Annotated in this window: 24 protein-coding genes and 1 tRNA gene; 14 read left to right on the plus strand and 11 right to left on the minus strand. The window is 59.8% G+C overall.

What is annotated here, in order from left to right; all coding sequences use genetic code 11:
• Positions 1 to 124: 124 nt before the first annotated feature.
• The 3 genes from DARO_RS08870 to DARO_RS08880 all read left to right on the plus strand — a co-directional run bounded on the left by DARO_RS08870 (position 125) and on the right by DARO_RS08880 (position 1936).
• Positions 125 to 200: transfer RNA gene (locus tag DARO_RS08870), tRNA-His, on the plus strand.
• A gap of 61 nt (positions 201 to 261) precedes the next feature.
• Positions 262 to 1716, plus strand: coding sequence for an aminoacyl-histidine dipeptidase (locus tag DARO_RS08875; protein ID WP_011287471.1), 1455 nt, complete (start codon positions 262 to 264; stop codon positions 1714 to 1716).
• A gap of 13 nt (positions 1717 to 1729) precedes the next feature.
• A complete protein-coding gene (locus DARO_RS08880) occupies positions 1730 to 1936 on the plus strand; it encodes a hypothetical protein (protein ID WP_157037173.1) in 207 nt (68 codons plus the stop codon).
• Positions 1937 to 1939: 3 nt separating this feature from the next.
• Here the strand turns inward: DARO_RS08880 and DARO_RS08885 are convergent, their stop codons facing one another.
• Genes DARO_RS08885 through dapC form a run of 6 tightly spaced genes read right to left on the minus strand, consistent with a single transcriptional unit; the run spans position 1940 to position 8085 of the window.
• On the minus strand, positions 1940 to 2809 hold the full coding sequence (locus tag DARO_RS08885) for a spermine/spermidine synthase domain-containing protein (RefSeq protein WP_011287473.1): 870 nt from the start codon (positions 2807 to 2809) through the stop codon (positions 1940 to 1942).
• A gap of 9 nt (positions 2810 to 2818) precedes the next feature.
• A complete protein-coding gene (gene prmB / locus DARO_RS08890; protein ID WP_011287474.1) occupies positions 2819 to 3718 on the minus strand; it encodes a 50S ribosomal protein L3 N(5)-glutamine methyltransferase in 900 nt (299 codons plus the stop codon).
• Positions 3715 to 4848, minus strand: a complete 1134-nt coding sequence (gene dapE / locus DARO_RS08895) for a succinyl-diaminopimelate desuccinylase (protein ID WP_011287475.1) — start codon at positions 4846 to 4848, stop codon at positions 3715 to 3717. Before dapE ends, prmB begins: the two co-directional genes overlap by 4 nt.
• Positions 4848 to 6035: a PilT/PilU family type 4a pilus ATPase gene (locus tag DARO_RS08900; protein ID WP_011287476.1), complete on the minus strand. Its 1188-nt coding sequence runs from the start codon at positions 6033 to 6035 to the stop codon at positions 4848 to 4850. Before DARO_RS08900 ends, dapE begins: the two co-directional genes overlap by 1 nt.
• A gap of 25 nt (positions 6036 to 6060) precedes the next feature.
• The gene (dapD, locus tag DARO_RS08905) at positions 6061 to 6879 is read right to left on the minus strand and encodes a 2,3,4,5-tetrahydropyridine-2,6-dicarboxylate N-succinyltransferase (protein WP_011287477.1); all 819 of its coding nucleotides are present in this window, start codon (positions 6877 to 6879) and stop codon (positions 6061 to 6063) included.
• 15 nt (positions 6880 to 6894) lie between these two features.
• Positions 6895 to 8085 carry a succinyldiaminopimelate transaminase gene (gene dapC, locus DARO_RS08910; protein WP_011287478.1) on the minus strand — a complete coding sequence of 397 codons (1191 nt, stop codon included), beginning with the start codon at positions 8083 to 8085 and terminating at the stop codon, positions 6895 to 6897.
• Between the two features lie 58 nt (positions 8086 to 8143).
• Here dapC and DARO_RS08915 point away from each other — a divergent pair, with 58 nt between their 5' ends.
• Positions 8144 to 8527 (plus strand): hypothetical protein, encoded by a 384-nt coding sequence (locus DARO_RS08915; protein WP_011287479.1) that lies wholly within the window; start codon positions 8144 to 8146, stop codon positions 8525 to 8527.
• A 15-nt stretch (positions 8528 to 8542) separates the two neighbouring features.
• Here DARO_RS08915 and DARO_RS21675 read toward each other — a convergent pair whose 3' ends face one another.
• From DARO_RS21675 to DARO_RS08930, 3 genes are all read right to left on the minus strand, one after another.
• Positions 8543 to 9622: an HD-GYP domain-containing protein gene (locus DARO_RS21675; protein WP_011287480.1), complete on the minus strand. Its 1080-nt coding sequence runs from the start codon at positions 9620 to 9622 to the stop codon at positions 8543 to 8545.
• A 278-nt stretch (positions 9623 to 9900) separates the two neighbouring features.
• On the minus strand, positions 9901 to 10218 hold the full coding sequence (locus DARO_RS08925; RefSeq protein WP_011287481.1) for a hypothetical protein: 318 nt from the start codon (positions 10216 to 10218) through the stop codon (positions 9901 to 9903).
• A gap of 17 nt (positions 10219 to 10235) precedes the next feature.
• Entirely contained in the window at positions 10236 to 10709 is a 474-nt protein-coding gene (locus DARO_RS08930) for a nucleoside deaminase (protein ID WP_011287482.1), read from the minus strand.
• A 100-nt stretch (positions 10710 to 10809) separates the two neighbouring features.
• Between DARO_RS08930 and smc the strand changes: the two genes are divergently transcribed.
• Genes smc through DARO_RS08965 form a run of 7 tightly spaced genes read left to right on the plus strand, consistent with a single transcriptional unit; the run spans position 10810 to position 20541 of the window.
• Entirely contained in the window at positions 10810 to 14313 is a 3504-nt protein-coding gene (smc, locus tag DARO_RS08935; RefSeq protein ID WP_011287483.1) for a chromosome segregation protein SMC, read from the plus strand.
• A 23-nt stretch (positions 14314 to 14336) separates the two neighbouring features.
• Entirely contained in the window at positions 14337 to 15602 is a 1266-nt protein-coding gene (locus DARO_RS08940) for a cell division protein ZipA C-terminal FtsZ-binding domain-containing protein (RefSeq protein ID WP_011287484.1), read from the plus strand.
• Positions 15602 to 17653: an NAD-dependent DNA ligase LigA gene (gene ligA, locus DARO_RS08945; protein WP_011287485.1), complete on the plus strand. Its 2052-nt coding sequence runs from the start codon at positions 15602 to 15604 to the stop codon at positions 17651 to 17653. The genes DARO_RS08940 and ligA overlap by 1 nt, the downstream gene beginning before the upstream one ends.
• Positions 17653 to 18522 carry a UTP--glucose-1-phosphate uridylyltransferase GalU gene (galU, locus tag DARO_RS08950; protein ID WP_011287486.1) on the plus strand — a complete coding sequence of 290 codons (870 nt, stop codon included), beginning with the start codon at positions 17653 to 17655 and terminating at the stop codon, positions 18520 to 18522. Before ligA ends, galU begins: the two co-directional genes overlap by 1 nt.
• Positions 18523 to 19071: a hypoxanthine-guanine phosphoribosyltransferase gene (locus tag DARO_RS08955; protein WP_011287487.1), complete on the plus strand. Its 549-nt coding sequence runs from the start codon at positions 18523 to 18525 to the stop codon at positions 19069 to 19071. It begins immediately after the preceding gene.
• A complete protein-coding gene (locus DARO_RS08960; RefSeq protein ID WP_011287488.1) occupies positions 19068 to 19769 on the plus strand; it encodes a methyltransferase domain-containing protein in 702 nt (233 codons plus the stop codon). The genes DARO_RS08955 and DARO_RS08960 overlap by 4 nt, the downstream gene beginning before the upstream one ends.
• Position 19770: 1 nt before the next feature.
• Complete coding sequence (locus DARO_RS08965; protein WP_011287489.1) at positions 19771 to 20541, plus strand: S-methyl-5'-thioinosine phosphorylase; 771 nt, start codon at positions 19771 to 19773, stop codon at positions 20539 to 20541.
• Between the two features lie 58 nt (positions 20542 to 20599).
• Here DARO_RS08965 and DARO_RS08970 read toward each other — a convergent pair whose 3' ends face one another.
• Together DARO_RS08970 and map are read right to left on the minus strand one after the other, a co-directional pair.
• Positions 20600 to 23158, minus strand: a complete 2559-nt coding sequence (locus DARO_RS08970) for a [protein-PII] uridylyltransferase (RefSeq protein WP_011287490.1) — start codon at positions 23156 to 23158, stop codon at positions 20600 to 20602.
• Positions 23158 to 23970, minus strand: coding sequence for a type I methionyl aminopeptidase (gene map / locus DARO_RS08975; RefSeq protein WP_497463063.1), 813 nt, complete (start codon positions 23968 to 23970; stop codon positions 23158 to 23160). The genes DARO_RS08970 and map overlap by 1 nt, the downstream gene beginning before the upstream one ends.
• A gap of 103 nt (positions 23971 to 24073) precedes the next feature.
• On the opposite strand from map, the gene rfbD reads away from it, so the two are divergent.
• From rfbD to tsf, 3 genes are all read left to right on the plus strand, one after another.
• Positions 24074 to 24985, plus strand: a complete 912-nt coding sequence (gene rfbD, locus DARO_RS08980; RefSeq protein WP_041224298.1) for a dTDP-4-dehydrorhamnose reductase — start codon at positions 24074 to 24076, stop codon at positions 24983 to 24985.
• Positions 24986 to 25188: 203 nt separating this feature from the next.
• Entirely contained in the window at positions 25189 to 25935 is a 747-nt protein-coding gene (gene rpsB, locus DARO_RS08985) for a 30S ribosomal protein S2 (protein WP_011287493.1), read from the plus strand.
• Positions 25936 to 25992: 57 nt separating this feature from the next.
• Positions 25993 to 26892, plus strand: a complete 900-nt coding sequence (gene tsf, locus DARO_RS08990; RefSeq protein WP_011287494.1) for a translation elongation factor Ts — start codon at positions 25993 to 25995, stop codon at positions 26890 to 26892.
• The last annotated feature ends 4 nt before the right edge of the window (positions 26893 to 26896 follow it).

Raw genomic sequence — 26896 nt, forward strand, 5'->3', positions numbered from 1 at the left:
AATAATATCACGGCCGGTACGCTGCCGGATGCTTCCGCCTATTCTCCGGGGTATATGGGTTTTTTTGCAAGTGACCAGTAGACAGGTTCAGCGGAAGTTCGTACAATGCGCGCCTTCTTCAGCGGCGGCTGTAGCTCAGTTGGTAGAGTCCCGGATTGTGATTCCGGTTGTCGTGGGTTCGAGCCCCATCAGTCGCCCCAGAATATAAACCCCCGCACACCGCAAGGTCTGCGGGGGTTTTCACTTTGGAGTTTGCGAAACATGACCGATGCTGTGTTTTTTGGTCTGCAACCGGCCGCTGTCTGGGCTCATTTCTCTAGACTGTGCGCGACGCCACGCGCCTCCAAGCACGAAGCCATACTTCGTGACGCGTTGTTGCAATGGGCGTTCAGCCGAGGTCTGGCTGCCGAGGTTGATGCTTCAGGTAACCTGATTATCCGCAAGCCGGCCAGCATTGGGCGCGAGCATTGTCCGGGCGTGGTGCTGCAGGCGCATCTCGATATGGTCTGTCAGAAGAATGCTGACAGCGACCATGACTTTTCTCGCGATGCGATCATTCCCGTCTTGCGTGATGGCTGGCTGGTGACTGAGAAAACGACCTTGGGCGCCGACAACGGTATTGGTGTGGCCTTGATTCTTGCCGTTCTGGAGGATGATTCGCTTCAACATGGACCCATCGAAGCCCTGCTGACTGTCGATGAAGAGGCTGGCATGGGCGGCGCGCGTGGTCTAGAGCCTCGAGTGTTGCAAAGTCAGCTGATGCTGAATCTAGATACAGAAGACTGGGGTGAGTTCTATCTGGGCTGCGCTGGAGGACTGGATGTCAATGTAGAACGTCGTGGTGCGGCAGAGGCGGTTCCGGCTGGCTATCAGGCCTGGCGAATCGACCTTGCTGGCTTGCGGGGCGGGCATTCCGGCGTGGATATCCACGAGGAGCGGGGCAATGCGATCAAGCTGCTGGTTCGCGTACTGCGGGAGTTAGAGGCAATGTTCCCATTGCGTTTGGCTGAACTTTCCGGAGGGACGGCCCGGAATGCCTTGCCGCGTGAAGCTTCGGCCGTGATTTTGCTGCCCGTTGATATGGCGGATCGCCTCGCGGTGGCGGTGCTAGCAATTCAGCGTTGTCTGCAGGGCGAGTTGCGTGGTGTCGATGAAGGTGTGGAACTGAGCGTTTCGGCTTGCGATGCGTCGATGGTGATGTCGCCGAGTGAGCAACGAATTTGGCTGGCCTCGTTGCATGCCGCGCCACATGGCGTACGCCGGATGAGCCGGCAGGTGCCGGGTGTGGTCGAAACCTCCAATAATCTGGGCATGGTCGAATTGCACCCGAATGGTGGCTCGTGCAACTTCATGGTGCGTTCGCTGCTGGGTAGCGGCAGCATGGCCCTGGCTGACGAAATCGCCAGTTTGTGGGCCTTGAGCGACAGTCGGGTGGAAAAGGAAGGTTTTTATCCGGGCTGGGCGCCCAATCCGGATTCGCAGTTACTCAAGTTGTGCCAGTCGGTTTATCGGCGGGATTTCGGTGCCGATTCGAAGGTTCAGGTCATCCACGCTGGTCTGGAGTGCGGCATCATTGGCGACAAGTATCCGGGGATGGATATTGTTTCGTTTGGCCCGACGATTCGCGGGGCACATGCACCCGGTGAGCGGGTTGAAGTCGCTTCGGTGGAAAAGTGCTGGAACTTGCTGACGGCGATTCTGGCCGAATTGCGTTGAGAGGATGCAACCGATGAGAGCTGTATTGATCCTGATGTGTCTGGCCGGGCTGGCTGCCTGCGGTGTCGAGACGGCTGGCACGGCGGCCACCGCTGCGGCCATGAAGAAACAGGAAATCGAGCAGGGGCGTGCAACGATGGAGCGGGTTCAACGCGACCTGGATGCCGCCAGTCAGCAGGCGGCTCAGCGCGCGGCGCAGGCCGAGGAAGCGACGAAGTAGCCTCTATCGGCGGCGGATGGCTTCGCGGCGGGCGAGGCCGAGCTTGGTCGAGCGTTCCATCTTTTGAACGAAGGCAGGGAAGTCGAGGCCGAACTTGGCGCGCAGTTCCTTGGCGTAATTGTGCAACCAGCGCCAGCGGGGCTCGAAATAGCGTTCCTTGAAGGCATAGAGTACGTGGTTGCCATCGTCGGGGACCGAGATCACGATGACCTGATCGTCAAAGACGTGCATCGCTTCGCCGATCAGGCCGGCGTAGCTTTCCTTCTCGCCAGCCAGATTGATGACCAGCACACCGTTGCCAGATAGCTTGGCGTAGGCGTTGTCGAAGAACTCGCGGTTGGCCAGACTGGGTGCGAAGCCGGTCTTGTCGAAGGCATCGACGAGCAGGGCATCGATGCCTTTTTCGGTGTTTTCCAGAAATTCCGCGCCGTCGGCCTCGATGATTTTCAGGCGTTCATCGTCTGGCGGCACCATGAAGGCATCGCGAAAAGCAATCACGTTGGGGTCGAGTTCGATTGCCGTCAGCTGCGTGCCGGGCATGCGGCGGTGGCAGAACTTGATCAGCGAACCGCCACCGAGACCGATCAGCACAATGCGTTTCGGGCGGGGCTGGAAGAGCAGAAAGGCCATCATTTTCTGCGTATAGCGAATGGCCAGGTCGTGCGGTGCCTTGAGCGACATTTCGCTCTGCATCAGGCGGACGTTGAAGTACAGGAAGCGTGACTTGCCATCGTCGATGACAAAAGGCTTCGGGTAGCTCTCATCAAGCAACTGGGCGCGCAGTTCACCAGCCTTGGCCCAGGCTGGCTCCAGCATCAGCACGGTGCCCGTTTCGATTTCGAACGGGCTGGGCAATTCGTAAAGCTTGCTCAAGCGGTCAACTTAGCCCGGCAAATCGGTAGCGTGCAGCATGAAAACGTACTCGTCGCCGGCGGCAGTATCCAGCCAGGTGAAGGGCAGTTTCGGGTAAGCCGCTTCCAGGGCGTCGCGGTTGTGGCCAATTTCGACAATCAGCAGGCCATTGTCGGTCAGGTGTTTCTTGGCTTCGCGCAGGATGATGCGTGTGAAGTCCAGTCCATCTTCACCTGAGCCGAGCGCCAGTTCCGGTTCATGCAGATATTCCGGCGGCAGTGCGGCGACGGATTCAGCATTGACGTAAGGCGGGTTGGAAACAATCAGGTCGAACTTGCGTCCTTCGAGACTCTTGAAGGCATCGGATTGGATCAGTTCGATGCGGTCATAGAGGCCGTAATCGGCGACGTTGCGCTCGGCAACGGCAATAGCGTGTTCGGACAGGTCGACTGCCGCCACGTCGGCGTTCGGGAAGGCGAGTGCGGTCAGGATGGCCAGGCAGCCGGAACCGGTACACAGATCAAGCGCTGATTTGATGGCCCAGGGGTCATCAATCCATGGGGTCAGCTGATCGTCGAGCAGCTCGGCGATGAAGGAGCGCGGCACGATGACGCGGTCGTCCACATAGAAATGATGTTCACCCAGCCAGGCTTCGTTGGTCAGGTAGGCGGCGGGCAGGCGTTCTTCACAGCGGCGGCGGTAGATGTCGAGCAGCACCTCGCGTTCGTGTGGCAAGAGGCGGGCGTCGAGGAAGGGCTCCAGCCGGTCGAGCGGCAGATGCAGGGTATGGAGGGTCAGGTACACCGCTTCATCCCAGGCGTTGTCGCTGCCGTGTCCGAAGAAAAGCTGGGCCGCGTTGAAGCGGCTGACGGCGTAGCGGAGATAGTCGCGAACGGTGATCAGTTCATTTTTGGCGGAAAGGTCGCTCATGCGGTCATCAATTGTTCAAGGATGCGGCGATAGATGGCGGACAGCTTGGGCAATGCGTCGACGGCAATGCATTCGTCGATCTTGTGGCTGGTGGCATTGACCGGGCCGATTTCGAGCATCTGGCGGCAGATTTCGGCAATGAAACGGCCGTCGGAGGTGCCGCCGGTGGTCGATAGTTCGGTTTCGATGCCGCAGATTTCGCGGATGGCCGTCGTCGCCGCATCGGCCAGTGGGCCACGGCCGGTCAGGAAGGGGCGGGCGCCCAGCGTCCATTTGATTTCGTAGTCGAGCTTGTGCTTTTCCAGGATGGCGGACAGGCGTTGTTGCAGCCCTTCCGGCGTGCTGGCCGTCGAGAAACGGAAATTGAACTTGATGTCGACGCTGCCCGGTACAACGTTAGTGGCGCCGGTGCCGCCGTGAATGTTGGAAATTTGCCAGGTAGTCGGCTGGTAATACTCGTTGCCCTGATCCCATTCGGTCGCAGCCAGTTCGGCCAGCGCCGGAGCGGCTTCGTGGATCGGATTGCGCCCCTTTTCCGGATAGGCGATGTGGCACTGGATGCCCTTGACCGTCAGCACGCCGGACAGCGATCCGCGGCGGCCGTTCTTGACCATGTCGCCGAGCGTATCGACCGAGGTCGGTTCGCCGATGATGCAGAAATCGAGCGTTTCGCCACGGGCTTTCAGCGCCTCAACGACAGCGATGGTGCCGTCATTGGCGTCACCTTCTTCATCGGAGGTAAGCAGGAAAGCCAGGGAGCCGGGGTGTTGTGGGTTGGCCGCAACAAAGGCTTCGACGGCGGTTACCGAAGCGGCGACCGAGGATTTCATGTCGGCCGTGCCACGCCCATACAGCACGCCGTCGCGGATTTCCGGGGCGAAGGGGGGCGAGGTCCATTTGTCGAGCGGGCCGGTCGGCACGACGTCGGTATGGCCAGCGAAGACGAACAGCGGTGCGGTCGTGCCGCGGCGGGCCCACAGGTTGGTCACGCCGTTGCGATTGATGAATTCGATGCTGAAGCCGAGCGGCTTCAGCCGTTCGATCAGAATGTCCATGCAGCCTGCGTCTTCAGGCGTCACGGAGGCGCAGGCGATGATTCGCTTGGCCAGTTCGAGCGTGGTGTCGGACATCAGTGCGACTCTTCGTCGTGGTCAGCCAGGCTGAGCGTGAATTCCTTGAAGGAAGTGCCGCCATCGCTGGTGCTGTCGAACTCGAGAGCGACATCGGTTTTCTTGTCGTCCTTGCCATTGGTGCTGCCGAATTCGGAGTTGTTGATCAGCCACGACAGGTTCGTCGGCGAATCGGCATTGGCCAGCGCCTCGTCGATGGTGATCGTGCTGCTGCTGTACAGGTTGAACAAATCCTGCTCGAAGGTCTGCGATCCCGGGGCCAGGGTTTGTTCCATCGCATCCTTGATGCCTTGGACTTCACCGCGCTCGATCAGTTCGCTGATGTGGCGGGTGTTGAGCATGATTTCGCAGGTCGGGATGCGCTTGCCATCGGGTTTCTTGACCAGGCGCTGCGAAATGATGGCGCGCAGGGCGACCGACAGGTCGAGGAACAGCGCCGGGCGGTTTTCGAGCGGGAAGAAGCTGATGATGCGGTTCAGCGCGTGGTAGCTGTTGTTGGCGTGGAGTGTGGCCAGACACAGGTGGCCAGTTTGCGCGTAGGCGATGGCAGCCTGCATGGTTTCCTTGTCGCGGATTTCTCCGATCAGGATGCAGTCCGGCGCCTGGCGCATGGCGTTCTTCAGGGCGGCCTGCCAGTCCATCGTGTCCATGCCGATTTCGCGCTGGTTGACGATGGATTTCTTGTGCTTGAACAGGAATTCGATCGGGTCTTCGACGGTCAGGATGTGGCCCGAACGGTTGGCATTGCGGTGATCGAGCATCGAGGCGAGGGTCGTCGATTTACCCGAGCCGGTGGCGCCAACGATCAGGATCAGGCCGCGCTTTTCCATGATCAGCTCGCCGAGGATGTTCGGCAGGCCGAGTTCATCCATGGCCGGAATATTGCCCAGGATGAAGCGGATGACGATGCTGGTCGAGCCGCGCTGGCGGAAAATATTGACGCGGAAGTTACCGACATTGGGCACACCGAAGGAGAGATTCATCTCCATCGTTGCCTCGAAGGTCTTGATCTGATCCGGGGACATCAGTTCGTAGGCGATCTTCTCGATCATGTCAGGCAGCATCACCTGCTGATTGACCGGAATCGTGTTGCCCTGAATCTTGATATGGATAGGCGCGCCTGCGGAAATGAAAATATCCGAGGCTTGCTTTTCGGCCATCAGCTGGAACAGTTTGTCGAGAATCATGACAAGACCTTCGTGGGGGATTGATTTACGGACGCAGCAGTTCGTTGATGCTGGTCTTCGAGCGGGTCTGCGCATCAACCTTCTTGACGATGATGGCTGCATACAGGCTGTACTTGCCATCGGCCTTCGGCAGGGTGCCGCTGATCACGACGGAGCCCGGGGGGACACGGCCATAGGTGACTTCACCGGTTTCACGGTCGTAGATCGGGGTGCTCTGGCCGATGTAGACACCCATGGAAAGGACCGAGTTTTCGCCGATGACGACGCCTTCCACGACTTCGGAGCGGGCGCCGATGAAGCAGTTGTCTTCGATGATGGTCGGATTGGCCTGCAGCGGCTCAAGCACGCCGCCGATGCCGACGCCACCAGAGAGGTGTACGTTCTTGCCGATCTGGGCGCAGGAACCGACGGTGACCCAGGTGTCAACCATGGTGCTTTCATCGACGTAGGCGCCGATATTGACGAAGGAGGGCATCAGTACCGCGTTCTTGGCGACATAGGAACCCTTGCGGACGATGGTGCCGGGGACCACGCGGAAGCCGCCCTGGCGGAACTGCTCTTCGGTCCAGCCTTCGAACTTGGTGTCGACCTTGTCGTAGAAACGAATGTCGCCGGCTTCCTGAACGCGGTTGTCGCGGACGCGGAAAGACAGCAGCACGGCCTTCTTGATCCACTGGTGGGTGAACCATTCGCCGGCGATTTTCTCGGCGACGCGCAGCTTGCCGGAATCCAGATCGCCGATCACAGAATTGATCGCAGCGATGGTGGTCGGGGGGGATTGCGGGGACAGCTCGGTGCGGCGTTCCCAGAGTTCTTCGATGGTGGCTTGCAGGGGATGAGTCATGAGGGCTCTCTCTGATTACAGTTGTTGGGCAAATTGACGGATGCGCTGGGTTGCTTCGAGACACTCGTCAAGCGAAGCGACCAGCGCAATACGGACAAAATTGGCGCCCGGATTGACGCCCCTGACTTCTCTGGCCAGGAAGCTGCCGGGCAGAACGACGACATTATAGTGTTCGAGCAGGCCGCGAGCGAACTCGGTGTCGGCAATCGGGGTCTTCGCCCACAGATAGAAGCTGGCGTCCGGCATGCCGGTGCCGAGCACTTCGCCGATCAGCGGCGTGCAGGCTGCGAATTTTTCGCGGTACTGATTGCGATTGTCGAGCACGTGGGACTCGTCGTTCCAGGCCGCGATGGAAGCTGTCTGCACTGGAGGCGCCATGGCGCAGCCGTGGTAGGTGCGGTAAAGCAGGAATTTCTTCAGGATTTTCTCGTCGCCGGCGACAAAACCGGAGCGCATGCCCGGCACATTGGAGCGCTTGGACAGACTGGAGAACATGACCAGGCGCTCATTCGTACGGCCGAGCAGCTTGGCCGCCTGGAGTCCGCCGATCGGCGGATTGGCTTCGTCGAAATAGATTTCCGAGTAGCACTCGTCGGAGGCGATGATGAAGCCGTACTTGTCGGACAGCGCGAACAGCGTTTTCCAGTCTGCCAGCGACAGCACCTTGCCGGTCGGATTGCCCGGCGAGCAGACGTAGAACAACTGGACGCGGGCCCATTCTTCTTCGCTCAGGCTGGCATAGTCGAAAGCGAAATCGTTGTCCGGCAGGTTGTTCAGGAAGCGCGGCTCGGCACCGGACAGGTAGGCGGCCCCCTCGTAGATCTGGTAGAACGGATTCGGGCTGACGATCAACGGCACGTGGCCGCGGCTTGGATCAATGACCGTCTGGGCGAAGGAAAAAAGTGCTTCGCGGGAACCGTTGACCGGCAGGATCTCCGTTTCCGGATTCAGTTCCAGTCCGTAGCGATGGCGGCACCATTTGGCAATGGTCTGGCGCAGCAGCGGAATACCCTGCGTCGTGGGATAGTTGGCAAGGCCCTTCAGGCCGTTGGCCAGCGCGTCCATGATGAACGCCGGCGTCGGGTGCTGTGGCTCACCGATGGAGAGCTTGATCTCTTTATATTGCGGGTTCGGCGTGACGCCAGCGAACAGGGCGCGCAGCTTTTCGAAGGGGTAGGGCTGGAGTTGGGCGAGGTGCGGATTCACGTCAGGCGTCGAATGGGTGTAAAAAGCGAATTATCCCTGAAAACGCTTTCGCTGCCTTGTGAACAAACGTGCATTTATCCTGTCGATTTTCTCGGCCTCGCTAGTGGCCGGCTGTGCCATCGGCTATCAGGCCAGAGGCAGTCTGGGCGGTGTGCCTGGCGAAATGCGCGGCAAGGCTTATCCCGGCAATACGACCGGTGGCGGACGCTTTGTGCTGGCTGATCGTGATGGTCGCCTGCAATGTGACGGCCAGATGTCGCCAGCGGACAGCTCACCGACCCCTGGCAGTTGCGAAGGCGAGACGGGGAAGGGGGTTGTCCGTTGCAGCGATGGTCGGGAAATGCCGGTACGCTGGACGGCGATTACTTGCCGCTCATTCGAGGGGGGCGGCGATGATCAAATGGGAAATCGGTTGATTTTTCGGGTCGACCGCAGCAAGTAGCTAGGTCGGTAGCGGTCAGAAATGCGTTAGCGGATGCGAGTTTTCGTCTTCCGGACCATGCGCATGGTGCCACGCCGTACTGACTTGGGTGAAGAATGACAGCCCGGCATCGACAACGTCCGCATCGTAGAGTTTGCCACGTCCCTGTTTGAGTTCCCGCAGCGCTTCGTCCATGTGATGGCCGGGGCGATAGGGGCGGTGAGAGATGATGGCATCGAAAACGTCGGCAACGCCGATGATTCTGGCCTCAAGGCAGATTTCGTCGCCCTTGAGACCATGCGGGTAGCCGCTGCCATCCACCCGTTCGTGATGTTGCAGAACCATATTGGCGATCGGCCAGGGAAAGTCTACCCCGCGCAGGATTTCATGGCCGATTTCCGGGTGACAGCGAATGATTGAATATTCGGGGGAAGACAGGGCACCAGGCCGGTTGAGGATTTCCGCAGGGATTGATATTTTGCCAATGTCATGGACGGTTGCGCCAAGGTGCAGGCCAAAGAGCTGGTCGTCGTTCAGTTGCATGATTTGGCCGATTTTCCGGGCGAGTGTCGCCACCTGACGCTGATGGCCTGCCGTGTAGGGGTCGCGTTTTTCGATCGCCAGCGCGATGGCTTCCACCGTGCTGCTGAATGCCAGGGCGAGGCGGCTGCCTTGTGCGCGCACCTCGGTTTCGGCTGCTTTCAGCGGAGTGATGTTTTCATGCGAGACAATGGCCCGGACCGCTGTGCCGCCAGGTAGCGGCGTGACGGTCATCAGGAACCAGCGTTGCTCCCAGGGAGCATGGCATGGGTATTCGATCTGGAATTTGGCTGACTGGCCATCGAGAACGCTGGTAATGCCGGCGATTACGGAGATGGCAATACGAATATCCTCATGGCTGCCGAGACCGGAGTTATGCGGCGCATGTGCCAGTTTGTCGAGCATGCCGATGTAGTTGCAGCCGATGCCATGAGCCGGCAAGCTGCTGCCGTTGTTTTCGGAAAACGTACGCCAAGCCTCATTGACGGCGACGATTTCGCCTTGTGCATTCAGCAGTGCAACATGCGCGGTCAGCGCATCGATGACCGAGTTATAGCTGAGGAAGTCCTCAATCATTGCTGTTCTTGAGTATCGTTATTGGGCCCGGTTTCAGGCCTTGAATTGTGCAAGCGGACTCAGGATACGCCTTTAGTAATAATTGGCAAATGATTGGTGGTTATTTAGTGTTTGCTAATTTTATTATTTTGTGTGCTGCGGCGATTACGCTGGTTCCTGCACAAAATACGGCCAAACTTTTCTGATGAAATCAGCGTTTGATTTCCGTTGTCCGGATTTCGAAATCAGCCTCTTCTCCGGTTGATTACTGCAATACGTAATTTACTTTTGCGGCGGACTTAACCGAGCACGGTGATTTTCAGTTTTTCGAGAAAATTCAGCTCGGACCACCATTTCACCCCGTGCTCGCGGAAAGCCTGGCCGCTTTCGGTCAGGACCAGTTTTCTGGCGCCGAATTCGGTTTTGCCGATCTCAGCGATAAAGCCGGATTCCATCAGGTAGCGGGCAATGGCGGGTTGCACCTGCTGGCCAGCGATGGTCCAGCGCGAGCCGTAGCCTTCGTCATCACCGGACAGCATCAGGATCGGTTCGAACTCACTGATCAGGCGAAGCACCTGCAGCGTTTCGGCACGCTGGGGGATCGAGGTGGGAAGCATGGCTTACGGTCGGCGGATCAATAGGGGATTCGACCGGGGTTGGCGGCCCAGCTTTCCAACGGCTCAAGCGCGCCGGGCATGGGGTGATGTTCCATGACAATGCTGCGGGCCGAAAAATGGCGATTCAGTTCGCTGTACAACTCGTCGTCGCAAAAGCCGATGGCAGCCGCTTCGGCCCGGCTGTTGGCGAAGACGATGCGTTCGATACGCGCCCAGTAGGCAGCCGACAGGCACATCGGGCAGGGTTCGCTGGAAGCGTAGAGGGTGCAGCCGTGCAGGTGAAAGTGGTCTTGCCCGGCACAGGCAGTGCGGATGGCGCCAATTTCGGCGTGGGCGGTCGGATCGTGGCTGGCGACGACACGGTTCCAGCCTTCGGCGATGATCCGGCCATCGCGGACGATTACGGCGCCGAACGGTCCGCCTTCGCCGCTTTCACTGCCTTGCCGCGCCAGTTCGATGGCACGGGCGAGAAACTGGTCATCCGGGTTCATCTGGCCGATCCTTCCTCGGTACTGCGGGGTCGATCAAATAGGTCGATGCTATTATACGGCCCCCAACATGGCAGGGGCATTTGTCCCGCCACAATCAGGCATGCGTCTCACCAAGCTCAAACTCGCTGGTTTCAAATCCTTCGTCGATCCGACCGCTGTTGCCGTTCCCGGCCAACTGGTCGGCGTCGTTGGCCCCAATGGCTGCGGCAAATCCAACATCATGGATGCCGTGCGCTGGGTGCTGGGCGAATCGAAAGCCTCGGAGCTGCGCGGCGAGTCGATGATGGACGTCATCTTCAACGGTTCGTCCAACCGCAAGCCGGTGTCGCGCGCGTCCGTCGAACTGATTTTCGAGAACCTGCTCGGCCGGGCGCTTGGCCAGTGGTCGCAATACACCGAACTGTCGGTCAAGCGGACGCTGACCCGGCAGGGGCAGTCGGATTACTTCATCAACAACCTGAAGGTTCGCCGCAAGGACATCACCGATCTGTTCCTTGGTACTGGGCTGGGGCCGCGTGCCTACGCCATCATCGGCCAGGGCATGATTTCGCGCATCATCGAGGCGCGGCCGGATGACCTGCGCGTCTTCCTCGAAGAAGCGGCCGGCGTTACCCGCTACAAGGAGCGGCGCAAGGAAACCAACGGCCGGCTGGAAGACACCCGCGAAAACCTGCTGCGCGTCGAGGATATTCGCCTCGAACTCGGCAACCAGATGGAGCGCCTTGAAGCGCAGGCCGAAGTGGCCCGTCGCTTTCAGGGGTTGAACGAACAGCTGGTTCAGCGCCAGCAAGTGTTGTGGCTGTTGAGGAAGCGTGAGGCCGAGGCTGAACGGCAGCGTTTGTCGCTGGAAGTCGAGCGCGCTGTGACCGAACTTGAAGCCCAAAGCGCCGCCTTGCGCGAAACCGAGGCGCGTGCCGAGGAAACCCGCGAAGCCCATTTCGCCGCCGGTGACGCGCTGCATAACGCGCAGAGCGAGATGTACACGGCCAACGCTGAAGTCGCCAGGCTGGAGGCGGAAATCCGCCATCGCCGCGAATCGCGTAGTCAGCTCGAAGCCCGTCTGGCGCAACTGGAAGACGAGTTGAAGCACTGGAGCGAGACGGCGGAGAGGCTGGTGGAAGATCGCCTGAAATGGGAAGAAACTCAGGAAATCACCAAGCTGCGCGTCGAGGAAGCTGAAGAGCGTCTGCACCAGCAGATGAATATCGCGCCGCAGGTCGAGGAAGACCATGTTCAGGCGCAGGAGGAACTGCAACGTTTGCGGACGCGGACAACCAACAGCGAACAGAAGCTGGAAGTTGAGTTGACCAACAAGTCACATGCCCAGCGCGCCCTGCAGGCAATCATTCAGCGCCGTGAACGCCTGCGCGAGGAAACCTTCGGCGAGGCGCCGGACGAACTCGAACTGGCCGAGAAGGAAGAAGAGCTCGCCATGCTGCGCGAGGAGCTGGCCGGCGACCAGGATCATTTGCAGCAACTGCAGCAGGAATTGCCGCAACTGGAATCCCGCCGCCGTGAAGCGCAGGCCGAGTTGCAGCGCATCGAGCGCGAACTGGCTGCCGGTCAGGCCCGCCGCGCCGCGCTTGAGCAGATGCAGGCACGTACCCAGCAGACCGGCAAGCTACCCGAGTGGCTGCGTCGTCACAATCTGGAAAGCGCACCGCCGCTGTGGCAGAGGATTCAGGTCGAGGCGGGCTGGGAGGATGCGGTTGAGGCTGTGCTGCGCGAGCGCTTAAGCGCCATCGCCTGCGATGATCCAGCCAAACTCGACGAATGGCTGCACGATCGGCCGGAAGCGCGCTTGGCGGTGATGCTCGGCACCAATGCCGCGGTCGACCATCCATTTGGGGAAAAAACACTGGCTGCTCGCGTGCGCAGCGATGACATGGCGATTCGTGCTGTGCTGGCCGACTGGCTGGGCAGTGTGCGTACGGCAGAGTCACTGGCTGAGGGGCTAAGCCAGCGTCACGAACTGCCAGACGGCGGACTGCTGGTGACCCGTGGCGGCGATCTTCTGACCCGCAATAGCGTCACTTTCTTCGCGCCGGATCAGGGTGAGCATGGTTTGCTTGAACGCCAGCGTGAAATTGAAACGCTGGCCGAAGGCATTGCCGTGGCTGAGGAACAGGCTGGGAGCCAGCGTGAGCAGCAGGCGATGCTCGACGAGCAGCTTGAAGACAAGCAGGAAGAAATGGGCGAGATCCGGCAGTATGTGACCGATCGCCAGCAGCGCGTGCATGCGGTGCAAATGGAAGTGCTCAAGCTGACGCAGGCCATCGAACGCTACAAGGAACAGAAGGAGCGTGTCGCCGAACAGTTGGCCGAACTGGCCGAGGAAGAAGAGGGCGAACGCGAGCGCGAAATGTCGGCCGACGAGCGTATCGAGGAAATCCGCGACGGTTTGGGACGCATCCGTGTCCTGGTCCATGGTGCCCAATCGCGCCTCGACGAATGCGAACGCGCCGTGCGTGCCGAGCGCGAGCGCAATGCCGACCTCGACCGGGCCTTGCGCGAGGCGCAATTCTCACTGCGTGAAAGTGATGGCAAGCTGCAGGATGTCTTCGCGCAGCAGGCGATGGCGCAGCGCGAACTGAATCGCATCGAGAAGGACCGGGCGCAGTGCGCTGAGCAGGTCGAGGCGGCGCCGCCGGACGTCATGGAAGGCGCCCTGCAGACGGCCCTCGAAGCGCGGCAGGCCGCCGAGAAAGTGCTGGCCGAGAAGCGCGATGCACTGGAAGGGGCGACGAATGCACTGCGCGGTTTCGAGGAGCAGCGCCTGCGCATCGAGCAGGGGCTGGAGCCGCTACGGGTACGGATTGGTGACCTTAAACTGAAGGAACAGGCGGCAGCGCTCAATAGCGAGCAGTTCGCGCAGCAATTGCTCGAAGCCGGGGCCGACGAGGCTGCGCTGCAGAACGAACTCGGAAATGCCCGGCCGGCCAGTTTGCAGGGGGAAATCACCCGGCTGACCAACGCCATCGCCGAACTCGGCGCAGTCAACATGGCGGCCTTGCAGGAGCTGGAAACAGCGACTGAGCGCAAGGGCTACCTCGACATGCAGGCAGCCGACCTCAACGAGGCGATGGAAACGCTGGAAAACGCCATACGCCGGATTGACCGCGAAACACGCGACCTGCTGCAGAGCACCTTCGACACGGTCAACGGCCATTTCGGACAACTTTTCCCTGAGCTGTTCGGCGGGGGGCGGGCCGAGCTGGTGATGACCGGCGAGGAAATCCTCGATGCTGGTGTGCAGGTCATCGCCCAGCCGCCGGGCAAGAAGAACTCGACCATTCACCTGCTGTCCGGTGGCGAAAAGGCACTGACCGCGATTGCACTGGTCTTCTCGATGTTCCAGTTGAATCCGGCGCCGTTCTGTCTGCTCGACGAGGTCGATGCACCGCTCGACGACAGCAATACCGAACGTTTCTGCGCCATGGTCAAGAAAATGTCAGGTGCAACGCAGTTCCTGTTCATTTCCCATAATAAAATCGCGATGGAAATGGCCGAGCAGCTGGTCGGCGTCACCATGCAGGAGTCCGGTGTGTCGCGCGTGGTGGAAGTGGATATTCAGGAAGCTTTGAAAATGAGGGACGCAGCCTAAGGCGCTCCCGGGAAGAGATTGAGATGACCGAACTCCAGATGGGATTGATTGGCCTGGGTGCGACGGCGGTGGTCGGCGTATTTGGCTACAACAAGTGGCAGGAATTCCGGCAGCGCAAGCTGGCTGAAGCAGTCATGAAGCCGCATCACGAAGATGTCTTGTTGGGCGGTGGGCCAAAGACGGCTCCGCAAGCCCCCGTTGCTGAACGCAATGAACCGGAAATTCGCGTCGATGCTGCGCCTTCGCTCGGGGAACGCGTTGAACCCGTATTCGTCGATTTGCATCCGACCATGCCCTCAGATGACATGCAGCCAGCCAGTGCGGATGTCGAAATCCCGGAAATGCCGGAAATCCCGGCCATCGTCGATGTTCCGCCGCCGACTGTCGAGCCGGTGCCTGTCGAGCCGGTGCCGGTTGCCCAGGCTCTCGCCGAAGAAATGCCGGAGGTTGCAGCTGGCGAAGTGCCGGCGGAATTACTCGATCCGCGGCTGGAGTTTATCGTTGCCATGGAGCTGGTCGAGCCGGTATCGGCCGTCCAGATACTGCATTCGCAACGCTCAGTCCTGCATCGCCTGAACAAGCCGGTGCATTGGGTGGGTTTCAACGAGCGGGCCCGCGAATGGCAGCGTCTGGCGCCGGATAGCGAACTGAACTTGCGCCGCTTGCGGGTTGGCCTGCAACTGGTCAATCGTCTGGGGCCGGTCTCCGAAGGCGATATCACCATCTTCACCAACGCCATGCAGGCCCTGGCTGATGAGCTGATGGCGGTGGCCGACATGCCGTCGTCTCGCGTCCTGGATCAGGCTGAGGAAATTGACCGTTTCTGTGCCGCAGTCGACCTCGAAATTGGCCTGAATCTGGTGAGCCGGGCCTCTGCGTTTTCGGGGACCAAGATACGGGCGCTGGCTGAAGCAGCGGGTATGGCGCTTGGCATCGATGGCCTGTTTACCCGCTACGACGACAATGGCCGGGCCCAGTTCAGCCTGCAGAACTACGAAAGCACACCATTCTCGGCCGATGCGCTGCGCACGGTGACGACGCACGGTTTGACCTTCCTGCTCGATGTGCCGCGTGTCGATCACGGCGAACGCGTCTTCATGCAGATGAGCGAGATCGCCAAGCGCTTCGCCGATACCTTGCAGGGGGCGCTGGTTGATGACAATCGCCAGCCGCTGTCGGAGTCCCAGCTCGACCATATTCGTCGTGAATTCATCGGCAAGCCGCAAGCGACGATGGCCAGCTTCGGCCTGCCCGCCGGTTCGCCCCAGGCACTGCGGCTGTTTTCCTGATGGGTTTGCCGGAAGATGTTGCCAAGCGCGCAGCATGGTATCGATCCGAGCTGGAGCGTCATAGTTATGCCTATTACGTGCTCGATGCACCGACTATCCCTGATACCGAATACGACAAGCTTTTCCGTGAGCTGCAGGAGCTGGAACAGCAATATCCAGAACTGCTAACTGCGGATTCGCCAACCCACCGCGTTGGAGGCGTGCCGCTCAAGGAATTCCCGCCACGCCAACACGGCGTGCCCATGCTGTCGTTGAATAATGCCTTCGCGCCGGAAGAGGTCGAAGCCTTCGACAAGCGAATCCGTGATGGCCTGGAGACGATTGCCGCGGTTGACTATGCCGTGGAGCCAAAATTTGATGGGCTGGCGATCAGTCTGACATATGAAAACGGTGTCTTTACCTGCGGCGCAACCCGCGGAGACGGCGTAACCGGCGAGGAAGTGACGCCCAATCTGCGTACCTTGCGCTGCATTCCGCTGCGTTTGCGGGGCGAAGGCTGGCCGGCGCTGATCGAGATTCGTGGCGAAGTGCTGATGTTCAAAGCCGATTTCGCCGAACTCAACGCACGACAACGGGAGCGTGGCGACAAGGAGTTTGCCAATCCGCGCAACGCCGCGGCCGGTAGCCTGCGCCAGCTCGATTCAAAAATCACCGCCGGGCGCCCACTGTCCTTCTTCGCCTATGGCGTCGGGGCAGGCGCCGATGCGTTGGCCGTCAAGACGCACGGCGAGATGATGGGCCTCCTGGCCGCTTGGGGCTTCCCTGTAGCGGAGGAGCGCCGTGTGGTGCAGGGTGTGCGCGGCCTGCTCGGCTATTTTGTCGAGATCGGCGTCAAGCGTCCGGGCCTGCCCTACGACATCGACGGCGTGGTCTACAAGGTCAATCGCCTCGACTGGCAGGCGCAACTGGGTTTCGTCTCGCGCGCCCCGCGTTTTGCCATCGCCCACAAGTTCCCGGCCGAAGAAGCGCTGACTGAAGTGCTTGGTATTGATGTTCAGGTTGGCCGCACCGGGGCAATTACGCCGGTCGCCCGCCTGAAGCCGGTCTTCGTCGGTGGCGTGACAGTGACCAACGCGACGCTGCACAACGAGGATGAGGTGCGGCGCAAGGATGTCCGGCTCGGCGATACGGTGATCGTCCGCCGGGCCGGTGACGTGATTCCCGAGGTGGTCGCCATCGTTCCGGAGAAGCGCCCGATGCGTGACTTGTTCGGTAGCGAACCCTTGAATCCGCCATTCGAGTTGCCCGCCACCTGCCCGGAATGTGGCTCGGCGGTGGTAAAGGGCGACGACGAAGCCATCGCCCGTTGCACCGGTGGCCTCTATTGCCCGGCCCAGCGCAAGCAGGCGCTGTGGCATTTTGCGGCGCGCCGGGCGATGGATATCGAAGGTCTGGGCGACAAGCTGGTCGATCAACTGGTCGATGCCGGGCTGGTTCATTCGCCGGCCGATCTCTATGGCCTGACGGTCGAAACGCTGGCCGGGCTGGAGCGCATGGGTGAGAAGTCGGCTCAGAATCTGGTGGCAGCGATCGATAAAAGCCGGCAAACGACCTTGGCCCGCTTTATCTTCGGGCTGGGCATCCGCAATGTGGGCGAAGCAACGGCGCGTGACCTGGCCAAGCATTTCGGCGGACTGGATGCCTTGCTCGCGGCCGATAGCGCTGCACTGCAAATGGTCCCCGATGTCGGGCCGGTAGTCGCCGAGAGCCTTGCCGCTTTCTTTGCCGAGGCCCACAACCGCGAGGTCATCGATGGTTTACGCCGGGCGGGCGTGAGTTGGCCGGAAGGCGAACCGGCGCAGGCAGGACCACAGTTATTGGCTGGCAAGACGCTGGTGCTGACTGGCACGCTACCGACGCTGAAGCGCGATGAGGCGAAGGCGCTGGTCGAGGCGGCCGGTGGCAAGGTCGCGGGCTCGGTGTCGAAGAAGACGGATTATGTGGTCGCTGGCGAGGAAGCCGGTTCCAAGCTGGAAAAGGCTCAGGAGCTGGGGGTGCCGGTGATCGATGAGGCAGAATTGATGAAATTGCTCGCAAAGGGAGTCGAATAATGAAAAAGGTTCGCAAGGCAGTGTTTCCTGTCGCCGGGATGGGCACCCGTTTCTTGCCGGCCACCAAGGCCAGCCCGAAGGAAATGCTCCCTATCGTCGACAAGCCGTTGATCCAGTTTGCCGTTGAGGAAGCGGTGGCGGCCGGCATCACCGACATGGTGTTCGTGACCGGTCGCTCCAAGCGTTCCATCGAGGACCATTTCGACAAGGCCTATGAACTGGAAAGCGAGTTGCAGGCGCGCGGCAAGGACGAGTTGCTCGATTTCGTCCGCAACATGATTCCGAAGAACATCAACTGCATCTATATCCGCCAGGCTGAAGCGCTTGGCCTCGGCCACGCCGTTCTATGTGCCAAGCCGGTGATCGGCGACGAGCCTTTTGCCGTGATCCTTGCCGACGACCTGCTCGACGGCAAGCCAGCCGTCATGAAGCAGATGACCGACACCTACGACTACTACCGCTGTTCCGTGCTTGGCGTGCAGGATGTGCCGCGGGCCGATACCCGGAGCTACGGCATCGTTGATGCCCGTCCGGTGGCAGAGCGGGTAGAGCAGGTCAACGCCATTGTCGAGAAGCCGAAACCGGAAGACGCGCCGTCGACGCTGGCTGTCGTCGGCCGCTACATCCTGACGCCACGCATCTTCCATCATCTGGAAAACGTCAAGCCGGGCGCCGGCGGCGAAATCCAGTTGACCGATGGCATCGCCTCGCTGCTCAGCGAAGAGCAGGTGCTGGCCTATCGCTACCACGGCACGCGCTACGACTGCGGCTCCAAGCTTGGCTACCTTCAGGCAACGGTGGTTTTCGGCCAGCGCCACCCGGAGGTCGGGCCGGCTTTCGATGCCTATCTGAAGACCCTGGGAGGCTGAATGGATCTGCAAAAAGCCCAGGCCATGCTGGCCAATGCCGAACTGATTCACGATGAAGCGATCGTGCAGGCTGCGGTCGCTGAGGTTGCCCAGGCAATTCGCGAGCGGCTGGCCGACAAGTATCCGCTGGTCCTTTGCGTGATGACCGGCGGCGTGGTCTTCTGCGGTCAATTGCTGACCAAGCTCGATTTTCCGCTCGATTTCGACTATCTACACGCCACGCGCTATGGCCCGGAAACCCAGGGCGGCAAGATTTCCTGGCGCTCGGCACCGTGGACCTCGGTCAAGGGGCGTTCGGTGCTGGTTGTGGACGACATTCTCGATGAAGGGGTGACGCTGGCCGCCGTCAAGGAAAGCCTGCGCCGCATGGGGGCCGAAGAGGTGCTGACGGCTGTCTTTGCCGATAAGCTGAATGGCAAGGAAAAGCCGGTTGCCGCCGATTTTATCGGTCTGACCGTACCGGATCGCTTTGTCTTTGGTTATGGCATGGACGCCGGCGGCGTCTGGCGTAATCTGCCAGCAATCTACGCCATGAAGGATGACGCATGAGTGGTGCGACGGTCGCCGAGTTCATTGGGTACTGGGAAGCCGAAGGCCTAACCTATGTCCGGCGTGGCGACTATGAGTGGATGGCGGCGCTGGTCCCGGGAAAACGGGTGCTGGAAATCGGCTGCGGCGTTGGCTTTGCGACGCAGGCCTTGGCCAGGCGTGGTCTGGCGGTGTTGTCCATCGACTCCCTGGAGCCATGTCTGGAAGCAACCCGGCTGCGTGTCGCTGCTAGTGATGTCACGCTGATGCTGGCCGAGATTTCTACGCTGACCGATCAGCAGCGGACTGCCATCGAAGCCTTCGCGCCGGACACGGTGGTCTGCTGGCTGATGGGCGCTCCGGCGGAAACCACGGGCGCGGTGCCGACGGATGCCGGGAAGGCAGTCATCGCCTATCGCGAGAAAATTCACCGCGTCGTCGCAGAACTGGCCGCCGGCCTGCCGAGTGTGCAGTTCCTGCATCTGGTGGATCGGACGGTCATTCCCTGGCAGGCCAAGGATATCGGCCGGGATACGCTGGTCGGTTACCACAATGGCAAGACTTTCGCTGATCTGCCCTTTGTCGGTCAGCGACGTCATGCGCTGTACCGCAAGCTTGAAGATAATCCGGCCGACCTGGTCCGAATGATGAAAACGCATCCGTCGCTCAAAGGCGTGGTGCCGACGCTGGCTTCGCTGCTGGCTGAAAGGAAGAAATAACATGCTGGCAATCATTGGCGGCAGCGGCCTGACTACGCTGTCCAATCTCGACGTTTCACACCGGGAAGTCGTCCGCACCCCTTACGGCGAAGCGTCCGGCGCCCTGGTTTTCGGGCAGATCTGTGGCCAGCCGGCAGTCTTCCTGCCGCGCCATGGCTATGGCCATACCATCCCGCCGCACATGGTCAATTACCGGGCCAACATGTGGGCGCTGCATCACCACAAAGTCAGCGGCGTCATTTCCGTCGCGTCGGTCGGTAGTATTCGTGGCGACCTGCAACCGGGTGACATTGTCCTGCCACACCAGATCATCGACTATACCTGGGGCCGTAAATCGACCTTTTTCGATGGCAACGGCACGCCGGTCAATCATATCGATTTCACCGATCCGTATGACCCGGAATTGCGCCGTCGCATCCTTGAGGCCGGTGAGCAACTGAGCATTGACGTCAAGGTTGGCGCAGTCTACGCAGCCACCCAGGGGCCACGCCTCGAAACGGCAGCCGAAATCAACCGGCTGGAGCGTGACGGAGCAGATGTGGTCGGCATGACCGGCATGCCGGAAGCAGTGCTGGCGCGCGAACTGGGTACGCCTTATGCGGCGATCAACGTCGTGGCCAATCATGCGGCGGGCCGCGGCAACAGTGCCAACGGCATCCATTTCGAAAGCCTGGAACCCGTGTTGCAGGAGGCGATGGGTCGAGTCAAGGCGATTATCGAAAAACTGGTGGGTTGTCAGAACAACAGCCAGCCGCTCGGTCTGTCGGTTTAAGTCATGCTTCCGGTAAGCAGCAAGGTCTTGCGCTTACCGGAAGGTTCCAAGATCGTTTCTAGACCTTGAGTCGCTCCATCAATTCCGTTTCCAGGCGGATACGGTTGTGCGTGTCCCGCAAATCACCACCGCTGATCAGGAAAACGTCTTCCGCCCGTTCGCCGAGCGTGGTGATCTTGGCGGTGTGCAGATAGGCGCCATGTTCGGTGAGCGTGTTGGCCACGGTGTAAAGCAGGCCGGGGCGGTCGGCGGCAACCAGCGACAGAATGAAATGGGTGCCTTTTTCATCGCCACGGATGCTGACTTCCGGCTTGATCGGGAAGTGCTTGACTTGCCTCGATAGCCTGCCTGATGACGGTACATCTCGCGGCATCTGATGCAACAGGCGCTGCTCTAGTTCGTGTTCGATATAGGCGACCATTTCACGATCGTTGTCGCGCTCTTCGATATCCAGCACGACGAAGCTGTCCAGCGCGTAGCCATGCGCCGTGGTGTGAATCTTGGCATCGACAATGCTGTAGCCGGCGCGGGCGAAGAAGCCGACGATGCGGGCGAAGAGGTCGGGCTGGTCCTGAGTGTAGACCATGACCTGCAAGCCATCCCCTTCCTGATTTGGACGGGCACGGACGACCGGCTGGTTGTTATAAATCCGGTAATGCAGCGAGCGCGTGTGCCAGGCAATTTCTTCGGCCGAGTGGCGCAGGAAATAGACCGTATCGAGCTGCTTCCAGAGACGCTCATGCACTGTGGCTGAGAGTGCGAAGAAGCGCAGCAGGCGCATGGCTTCAGCCTGGCGTTCGGCAATGACCCCATGCGCAGCCGGTGCTTCGCCCTGATTGATGTGGTGAATCGCCTGGTAGTAAAGGTCAGCCAGCAGCTTGCCTTTCCAGTTGTTCCAGACCTTTGGGCTGGTGCCGCGAATGTCGGCATGGGTCAGCAGGTAGAGCGCCTGCAGGTGGCGAGTATCGCCGACCAGTCGAATGAAGTTGGCGATGACGTCGGGGTCGCTGAGATCTTCCTTCTGGGCGACCTGCGACATGACCAGATGATTTTTGACCAGCCAGACCACCAGCTCGGTATCTTCTTCGCTCAAACCATGATTGACGCAAAACTCACGGGTGTCGACCGTGCCAAGTTCGGAGTGGTCACCGCCACGCCCCTTGGCGATGTCGTGGAAGAGGGCGGCCACGTAGAGCAGCCAGGGCCGGTCCAGCTCGCTGATGATCCGTGAGCAGAGCGGATATTCGTGAGCGAATTCGCTCATCGTGAACCGCCGGATGTTGCGCATTACTTGCAGGATATGCTGGTCCACGGTGTAGACGTGAAACAGGTCATGCTGCATCTGCCCGACGATGCGTCCGAAATTCGGCAGATAGCGGCCGAGGATGCCGAGTTGGTTCATGCGTCGGAATTCATGGACGATGCCGCGATCGCCCTGAAGCAGCTTCATGAAAGCCGCACGGTTTTCCGGGTTGGCCCGGAATTCCGGGGTGATCTGCTCCCTGGCACGCCATAGGGCGCGCAGGGTTCGTGCCGTCATGCCGAACAGTTCATGGCTTTCCTGCATGGCCAGGAAACTGTCAAGAATGGCCAGAGGGTTGCGCTCGTAAAGTTGCTCATCCCGGATGTCCAGCAGGTTGCCGACGATCTGGAAGCTCTCGTCGAGCTGCTGCGGCGTTTGTTCACTTTCCGGTGTGAGGGCGGCGCCCATGTTTTGCAGCAGGATGGTATTGAGCACGGTTACCGTCTTGGCATTCCGGTAATAAACCTGCATCAATTGCTCCGACTCGCGCTTGGCTTCGTTCGATACGAAGCCGTAGTTGGCTGCCAGGGTACTCTGGTAGTCGAACAGCAGCCGATCTTCGCGCCGTCCCAGCATGAAATGAAGGCGGATACGCAGATGGTTCAGATACGCCTCGCATCCCTCCATCTGGATCATTTCTTCCTGAGTGATGATTCCGTTCTGGTGCAGTTCTGCCCAGGTCGATCCATAGCCGGCGGCCTTGGCAATCCAGAAAATGACCTGGATGTCGCGCAACCCACCGGGCGATTCCTTGCAATTCGGCTCCAGGCTATACGGCGTTTCGTTGAAGCGTAGATAACGTTCCTGTTGTTCCAGTCGCTTCGCTTCAAAAAAATGCAGTGGGTCGAGATTGCCGCGCAGTCGCTTTTGAAAAGTAGCAAACAGCTTGGTGTTGCCCGTCAGCAGGCGGGCTTCGAGTAGCGCGGTCTGTACGGTGATGTCGTTGGCTGCTTCATCCAGGCATTCCTGAACGGTGCGCACGCTGTGGCCGATTTCAAGGCCGATATCCCAGAAGTGGCCAACCAGGCGTTCCAGCTTTTCCTGCAGGCTGGCGCTGGCTTCCTGAGGTAACAGGATCAGCAGGTCGATATCGGATGCGGGGTAAAGTTCGCCGCGTCCGTAGCCGCCGACCGCCGCCAAGGCCAGGGAGGCTGGAAAATTCAGCGACAGCCAGAGTTTTTCGAGGACCGTATCGACATGCTGGCAACGATCCCGGAGCAGGGCGACGGCATCATTGCTTTGCTCATAATTCAGCCGCAGCTGGTTTTGATTGGCCTTGACTTCGGCCCGCAGAGCGGCGACGTCGCAGGACATTAAGCGATCCAGTCAGGCTTGGGGCGACATCCAGCCGAGAGGGTCAGCACTTCGTAGCCGGTCTCGGTCACCAGAACCGTATGTTCCCATTGTGCGGACAGGCTGCGATCCTTGGTGACGATGGTCCAGCCATCGGCCATTTCCCGGATCGCTGCCTTGCCGGCATTGATCATCGGTTCGATGGTGAAAATCATGCCCGGTTCCAGTTTTGGACCGGTGCCAGGCTTGCCGTAATGCAGCACTTGCGGGTCTTCGTGGAATTTCTTGCCGATGCCGTGGCCGCAGAACTCACGGACGACGGAGTAGCCACTTTTCTCGGCGTACTTCTGGATGACGGCACCAATGTCGCCGAGGAAGGCGCCCGGCTTGACGACCGAAATTCCCAGCCACATGCAGTCAAAGGTGATTTCGCACAGGCGCTTGGCTTGGATCGAACCTTCGCCGACGACAAACATCCGGCTGGTATCGCCGTGATAACCATCCTTGATCGTCGTGATGTCGAGATTGATGATGTCGCCGCTCTTCAATACCCGCTCGCCCGGTACGCCGTGGCAGACTTGCTGGTTGACGGAGGTGCAGATCGATTTCGGGTAGGGGGCGTAGCCGGACGGGGCGTAATTCAGCGGGGCGGGGATGCAGCCCTGCTCATTGACCATCAGGTCGTGGCAGAGCTTGTCCAGTTCGCCGGTTGTGATGCCCGGCTTGACGAAGGGTTCGATGTAGTCGAGGACCTCTCCGGCCAGACGCCCGGCAACTCGCATTTTTTCGATATCTTCCGGGGTCTTGATGGTGATGCTCATGGCTGTTCTTATGGTGCGTTGGGGACGGTGAAGGATAAATGATGGGGGCTGTTTCGCAAAGCAGATGCCGCGGGAAATGGCATACTCCACAGGTTTTCAACTTGCTTGTATTGCGATGAAGATTCTTCTACTCGGTAAGGATGGCCAGGTCGGCTGGCAGTTGCAGCGCTCCCTGGCGCCACATGGTGACGTCGTGGCTTGCGGTCGTGCCCAGTGCGATTTGTCCGATCTGGCGCAAATTCGTTCCGTGGTGCGCGAAACTCGTCCTTCGGTCATCGTCAATGCGACCGCCTATACGGCAGTTGACAAGGCTGAGTCCGAGCCTGAGTTGGCGAGACGCATCAACGCCGATGCACCCGGTGTTCTGGCCGAGGAAGCTGCGCAGCTCAATGCTTTGCTGGTCCATTACTCAACGGACTACGTCTACGACGGTGCCAAGGCCTCCGCCTATCTTGAAACGGATGTGACTGCGCCGCAGAGTGTCTATGGTCGGACCAAGCTGGCTGGCGAGGAGGCGATTCGTGCTGCAGGCGGAAAATCCCTTATCTTTCGGACTAGCTGGGTGTTCGGCGCGCGTGGTGGGAACTTCGTCAAGACCATCCTGCGCCTGGCGCGGGAAAAGGAAAGTTTGAATGTTGTCGCCGACCAGATCGGCTCGCCGACCCCGGCTGCCCTTATTGCCACGGTGACCGGCATTGCTCTGGCCATGCTGCAGCACGGAAAATTGCTCGAAAAGAGTGAAAGCCGCTTGTATCACCTGGCCGCATCGCGGCCGGTCAGTTGGTGCGATTTTGCCCGGACGATCGTGGGGTTGGCCGGGCAGGCTCCAGGCTTCGATTTGCGCCTGAAGTCCGGGGCAATACAGGCAATATCCACTGCGGAATATCCCACGCCAGCGTGTCGCCCTGCCAACTCCCGGCTGGACTGCGGTCGTCTGGAAAACGATTTTGGTTTGCAGATGCCAGACTGGCAGCCTTACCTCGAACGGATGCTGCAACTGCTGGCTTTGAAGCAGAACGGCTACTGAGCGGCCGTTTGGGCTTTTTAGTTGCTCCAACTGCTGCTATAATCGTCGGGTTTTTCTCGGCTATCGTGGCTGAAAGAAACGGTTGTCTGCGTGGTGCAGGCGACCAAAATCCACACATCCGCCGATTAAGGGTGTTCGTCAAAACTCAATAATGACGGGCGTTTCCGGCGGGTGGAGGTTCAACCCTTAATAGGAATATTGCTATGTCCGTTACCATGCGCGAAATGCTGGAGGCTGGTGTCCACTTCGGTCACCAGACCCGTTTCTGGTCCCCCAAGATGGCCCCGTACATCTTCGGTGCACGCAACAAGATTCACATCGTCAATCTCGAAAAGACCCTGGCTAAGTACAACGAAGCTATGGCGTTCGTGAAGAAGCTGGCTTCCAGCCGCGGCACCATCCTGTTTGTCGGTACCAAGCGTCAGGCTCGCGAAATCATCGGCGAAGAAGCGCTGCGTGCCGGTGCTCCGTTTGTCGATCAGCGTTGGCTGGGTGGCATGCTGACCAACTTCAAGACGGTCAAGACCTCGATCAAGCGCCTGAAAGACATGGAAGTGGCTGTTGAGGCTGGCGAGCTGGAAAAAATGCCGAAGAAGGAAGCGCTGACCTTCCGTCGCGAACTGGAAAAGCTGCAGAAGTCCATCGGCGGCATCAAGGAAATGGCCGGTCTGCCGGATGCTATCTTCGTCATCGACGTTGGTTACCACAAGATCGCCATCACCGAAGCCGAAAAGCTCGGTATCCCGGTTATCGGTGTGGTCGATACCAACCACTCTCCGGACGGTGTTGCTTACGTCATTCCGGGTAATGATGACTCTTCCCGTGCCATTCAGTTGTATGCCCGTGGTGTCGCTGATGCCATCCTCGAAGGTCGCAGCCAGGTGGTTCAGGATATCGTGGCCGCTGGCGGCGACGACGAATTCGTCGAAGTCCAGGACGCTGCACAGTAAAGTTGTAACGGCGGAGCGCCAAGCTCCGTCTGTTTTAAAAGCTCAGGAGAAAGAAATATGGCGGCAATTACCGCAGGCATGGTGGCAGAACTGCGCGGCAAGACCGACGCACCCATGATGGAATGCAAGAAGGCCCTGACCGAAGCCGATGGTGACATGGCCAAGGCTGAAGAAATCCTTCGCGTCAAGCTGGGCAACAAGGCATCCAAGGCCGCTGTCCGCATCGCAGCCGAAGGTATCGTGGCAGTCAGCATCTCCGCTGATGGCAAGCTCGGCTCGATCATCGAAGTCAACAGCGAAACCGACTTCGTTGCCAAGAACGACGAATTCATCGCGCTGTCCAACGGTTGCGCTGCACTGGTTGCCAACCAGAATCCGGCTGACGTTGCTGCGCTGTCCGCGCTGCCGATGGGCGAAGGTACGGTTGAGTCGACCCGTTCCGCACTGGTCGGCAAGATCGGCGAGAACATGACCATCCGCCGCTTCGTTCGTTTCGAAGCCAAGGGCAAGCTGGTTTCCTACATCCACGGTGGTGCAAAGGTTGGCGTGGTTGTCGATCTGGTTGGTGGCGACGAGCAGCTGGGCAAGGATCTGGCCATGCACATCGCCGCTTCCAAGCCGAAGTCGCTGGACTCCACTGGTGTTCCGGCTGAATTGCTGGAAACCGAGCGTCGTGTCGCGATCGAAAAGGCTCGCGAAGCCGGCAAGCCGGAAGCGATGCTGGAAAAGATCGCCGAAGGTACTGTCCAGAAGTATCTGAAGGATGTGACTCTGCTGGGTCAGGTCTTCGTCAAGGCTGCAGATGGCAAGCAGACCATTGAACAGTTGCTGAAGGAAAAGGGCGCTTCTGTTGCCGGCTTCACGTTGTACATGGTCGGTGAAGGCATCGAAAAGAAGGTTGATGACTTCGCTGCTGAAGTCGCTGCCCAAGCTGCCGCTGCTGCAGCCAAGAAGTAATTGA

It is taken from the genome of Dechloromonas aromatica RCB, from assembly GCF_000012425.1.

What these genes read in the sequence shown, in the direction of transcription:
- DARO_RS08880 (WP_157037173.1), top strand. Translation starts at nt 1,730, where the DNA reads ATGAGAGCTGTATTGATCCTGATGTGTCTGGCCGGGCTGGCTGCCTGC.
- DARO_RS08955 (WP_011287487.1), top strand. Translation starts at nt 18,523, where the DNA reads ATGGATCTGCAAAAAGCCCAGGCCATGCTGGCCAATGCCGAACTGATT.
- dapD (WP_011287477.1), bottom strand. Translation starts at nt 6,879, where the DNA reads ATGACTCATCCCCTGCAAGCCACCATCGAAGAACTCTGGGAACGCCGC.
- DARO_RS08900 (WP_011287476.1), bottom strand. Translation starts at nt 6,035, where the DNA reads ATGATTCTCGACAAACTGTTCCAGCTGATGGCCGAAAAGCAAGCCTCG.
- tsf (WP_011287494.1), top strand. Translation starts at nt 25,993, where the DNA reads ATGGCGGCAATTACCGCAGGCATGGTGGCAGAACTGCGCGGCAAGACC.
- dapE (WP_011287475.1), bottom strand. Translation starts at nt 4,848, where the DNA reads ATGTCCGACACCACGCTCGAACTGGCCAAGCGAATCATCGCCTGCGCC.
- DARO_RS08875 (WP_011287471.1), top strand. Translation starts at nt 262, where the DNA reads ATGACCGATGCTGTGTTTTTTGGTCTGCAACCGGCCGCTGTCTGGGCT.
- DARO_RS08930 (WP_011287482.1), bottom strand. Translation starts at nt 10,709, where the DNA reads ATGAACCCGGATGACCAGTTTCTCGCCCGTGCCATCGAACTGGCGCGG.
- galU (WP_011287486.1), top strand. Translation starts at nt 17,653, where the DNA reads ATGAAAAAGGTTCGCAAGGCAGTGTTTCCTGTCGCCGGGATGGGCACC.
- rfbD (WP_041224298.1), top strand. Translation starts at nt 24,074, where the DNA reads ATGAAGATTCTTCTACTCGGTAAGGATGGCCAGGTCGGCTGGCAGTTG.
- ligA (WP_011287485.1), top strand. Translation starts at nt 15,602, where the DNA reads ATGGGTTTGCCGGAAGATGTTGCCAAGCGCGCAGCATGGTATCGATCC.
- DARO_RS08925 (WP_011287481.1), bottom strand. Translation starts at nt 10,218, where the DNA reads ATGCTTCCCACCTCGATCCCCCAGCGTGCCGAAACGCTGCAGGTGCTT.
- prmB (WP_011287474.1), bottom strand. Translation starts at nt 3,718, where the DNA reads ATGAGCGACCTTTCCGCCAAAAATGAACTGATCACCGTTCGCGACTAT.
- DARO_RS08960 (WP_011287488.1), top strand. Translation starts at nt 19,068, where the DNA reads ATGAGTGGTGCGACGGTCGCCGAGTTCATTGGGTACTGGGAAGCCGAA.
- DARO_RS08940 (WP_011287484.1), top strand. Translation starts at nt 14,337, where the DNA reads ATGACCGAACTCCAGATGGGATTGATTGGCCTGGGTGCGACGGCGGTG.
- DARO_RS08970 (WP_011287490.1), bottom strand. Translation starts at nt 23,158, where the DNA reads ATGTCCTGCGACGTCGCCGCTCTGCGGGCCGAAGTCAAGGCCAATCAA.
- DARO_RS08965 (WP_011287489.1), top strand. Translation starts at nt 19,771, where the DNA reads ATGCTGGCAATCATTGGCGGCAGCGGCCTGACTACGCTGTCCAATCTC.
- smc (WP_011287483.1), top strand. Translation starts at nt 10,810, where the DNA reads ATGCGTCTCACCAAGCTCAAACTCGCTGGTTTCAAATCCTTCGTCGAT.
- rpsB (WP_011287493.1), top strand. Translation starts at nt 25,189, where the DNA reads ATGTCCGTTACCATGCGCGAAATGCTGGAGGCTGGTGTCCACTTCGGT.
- DARO_RS21675 (WP_011287480.1), bottom strand. Translation starts at nt 9,622, where the DNA reads ATGATTGAGGACTTCCTCAGCTATAACTCGGTCATCGATGCGCTGACC.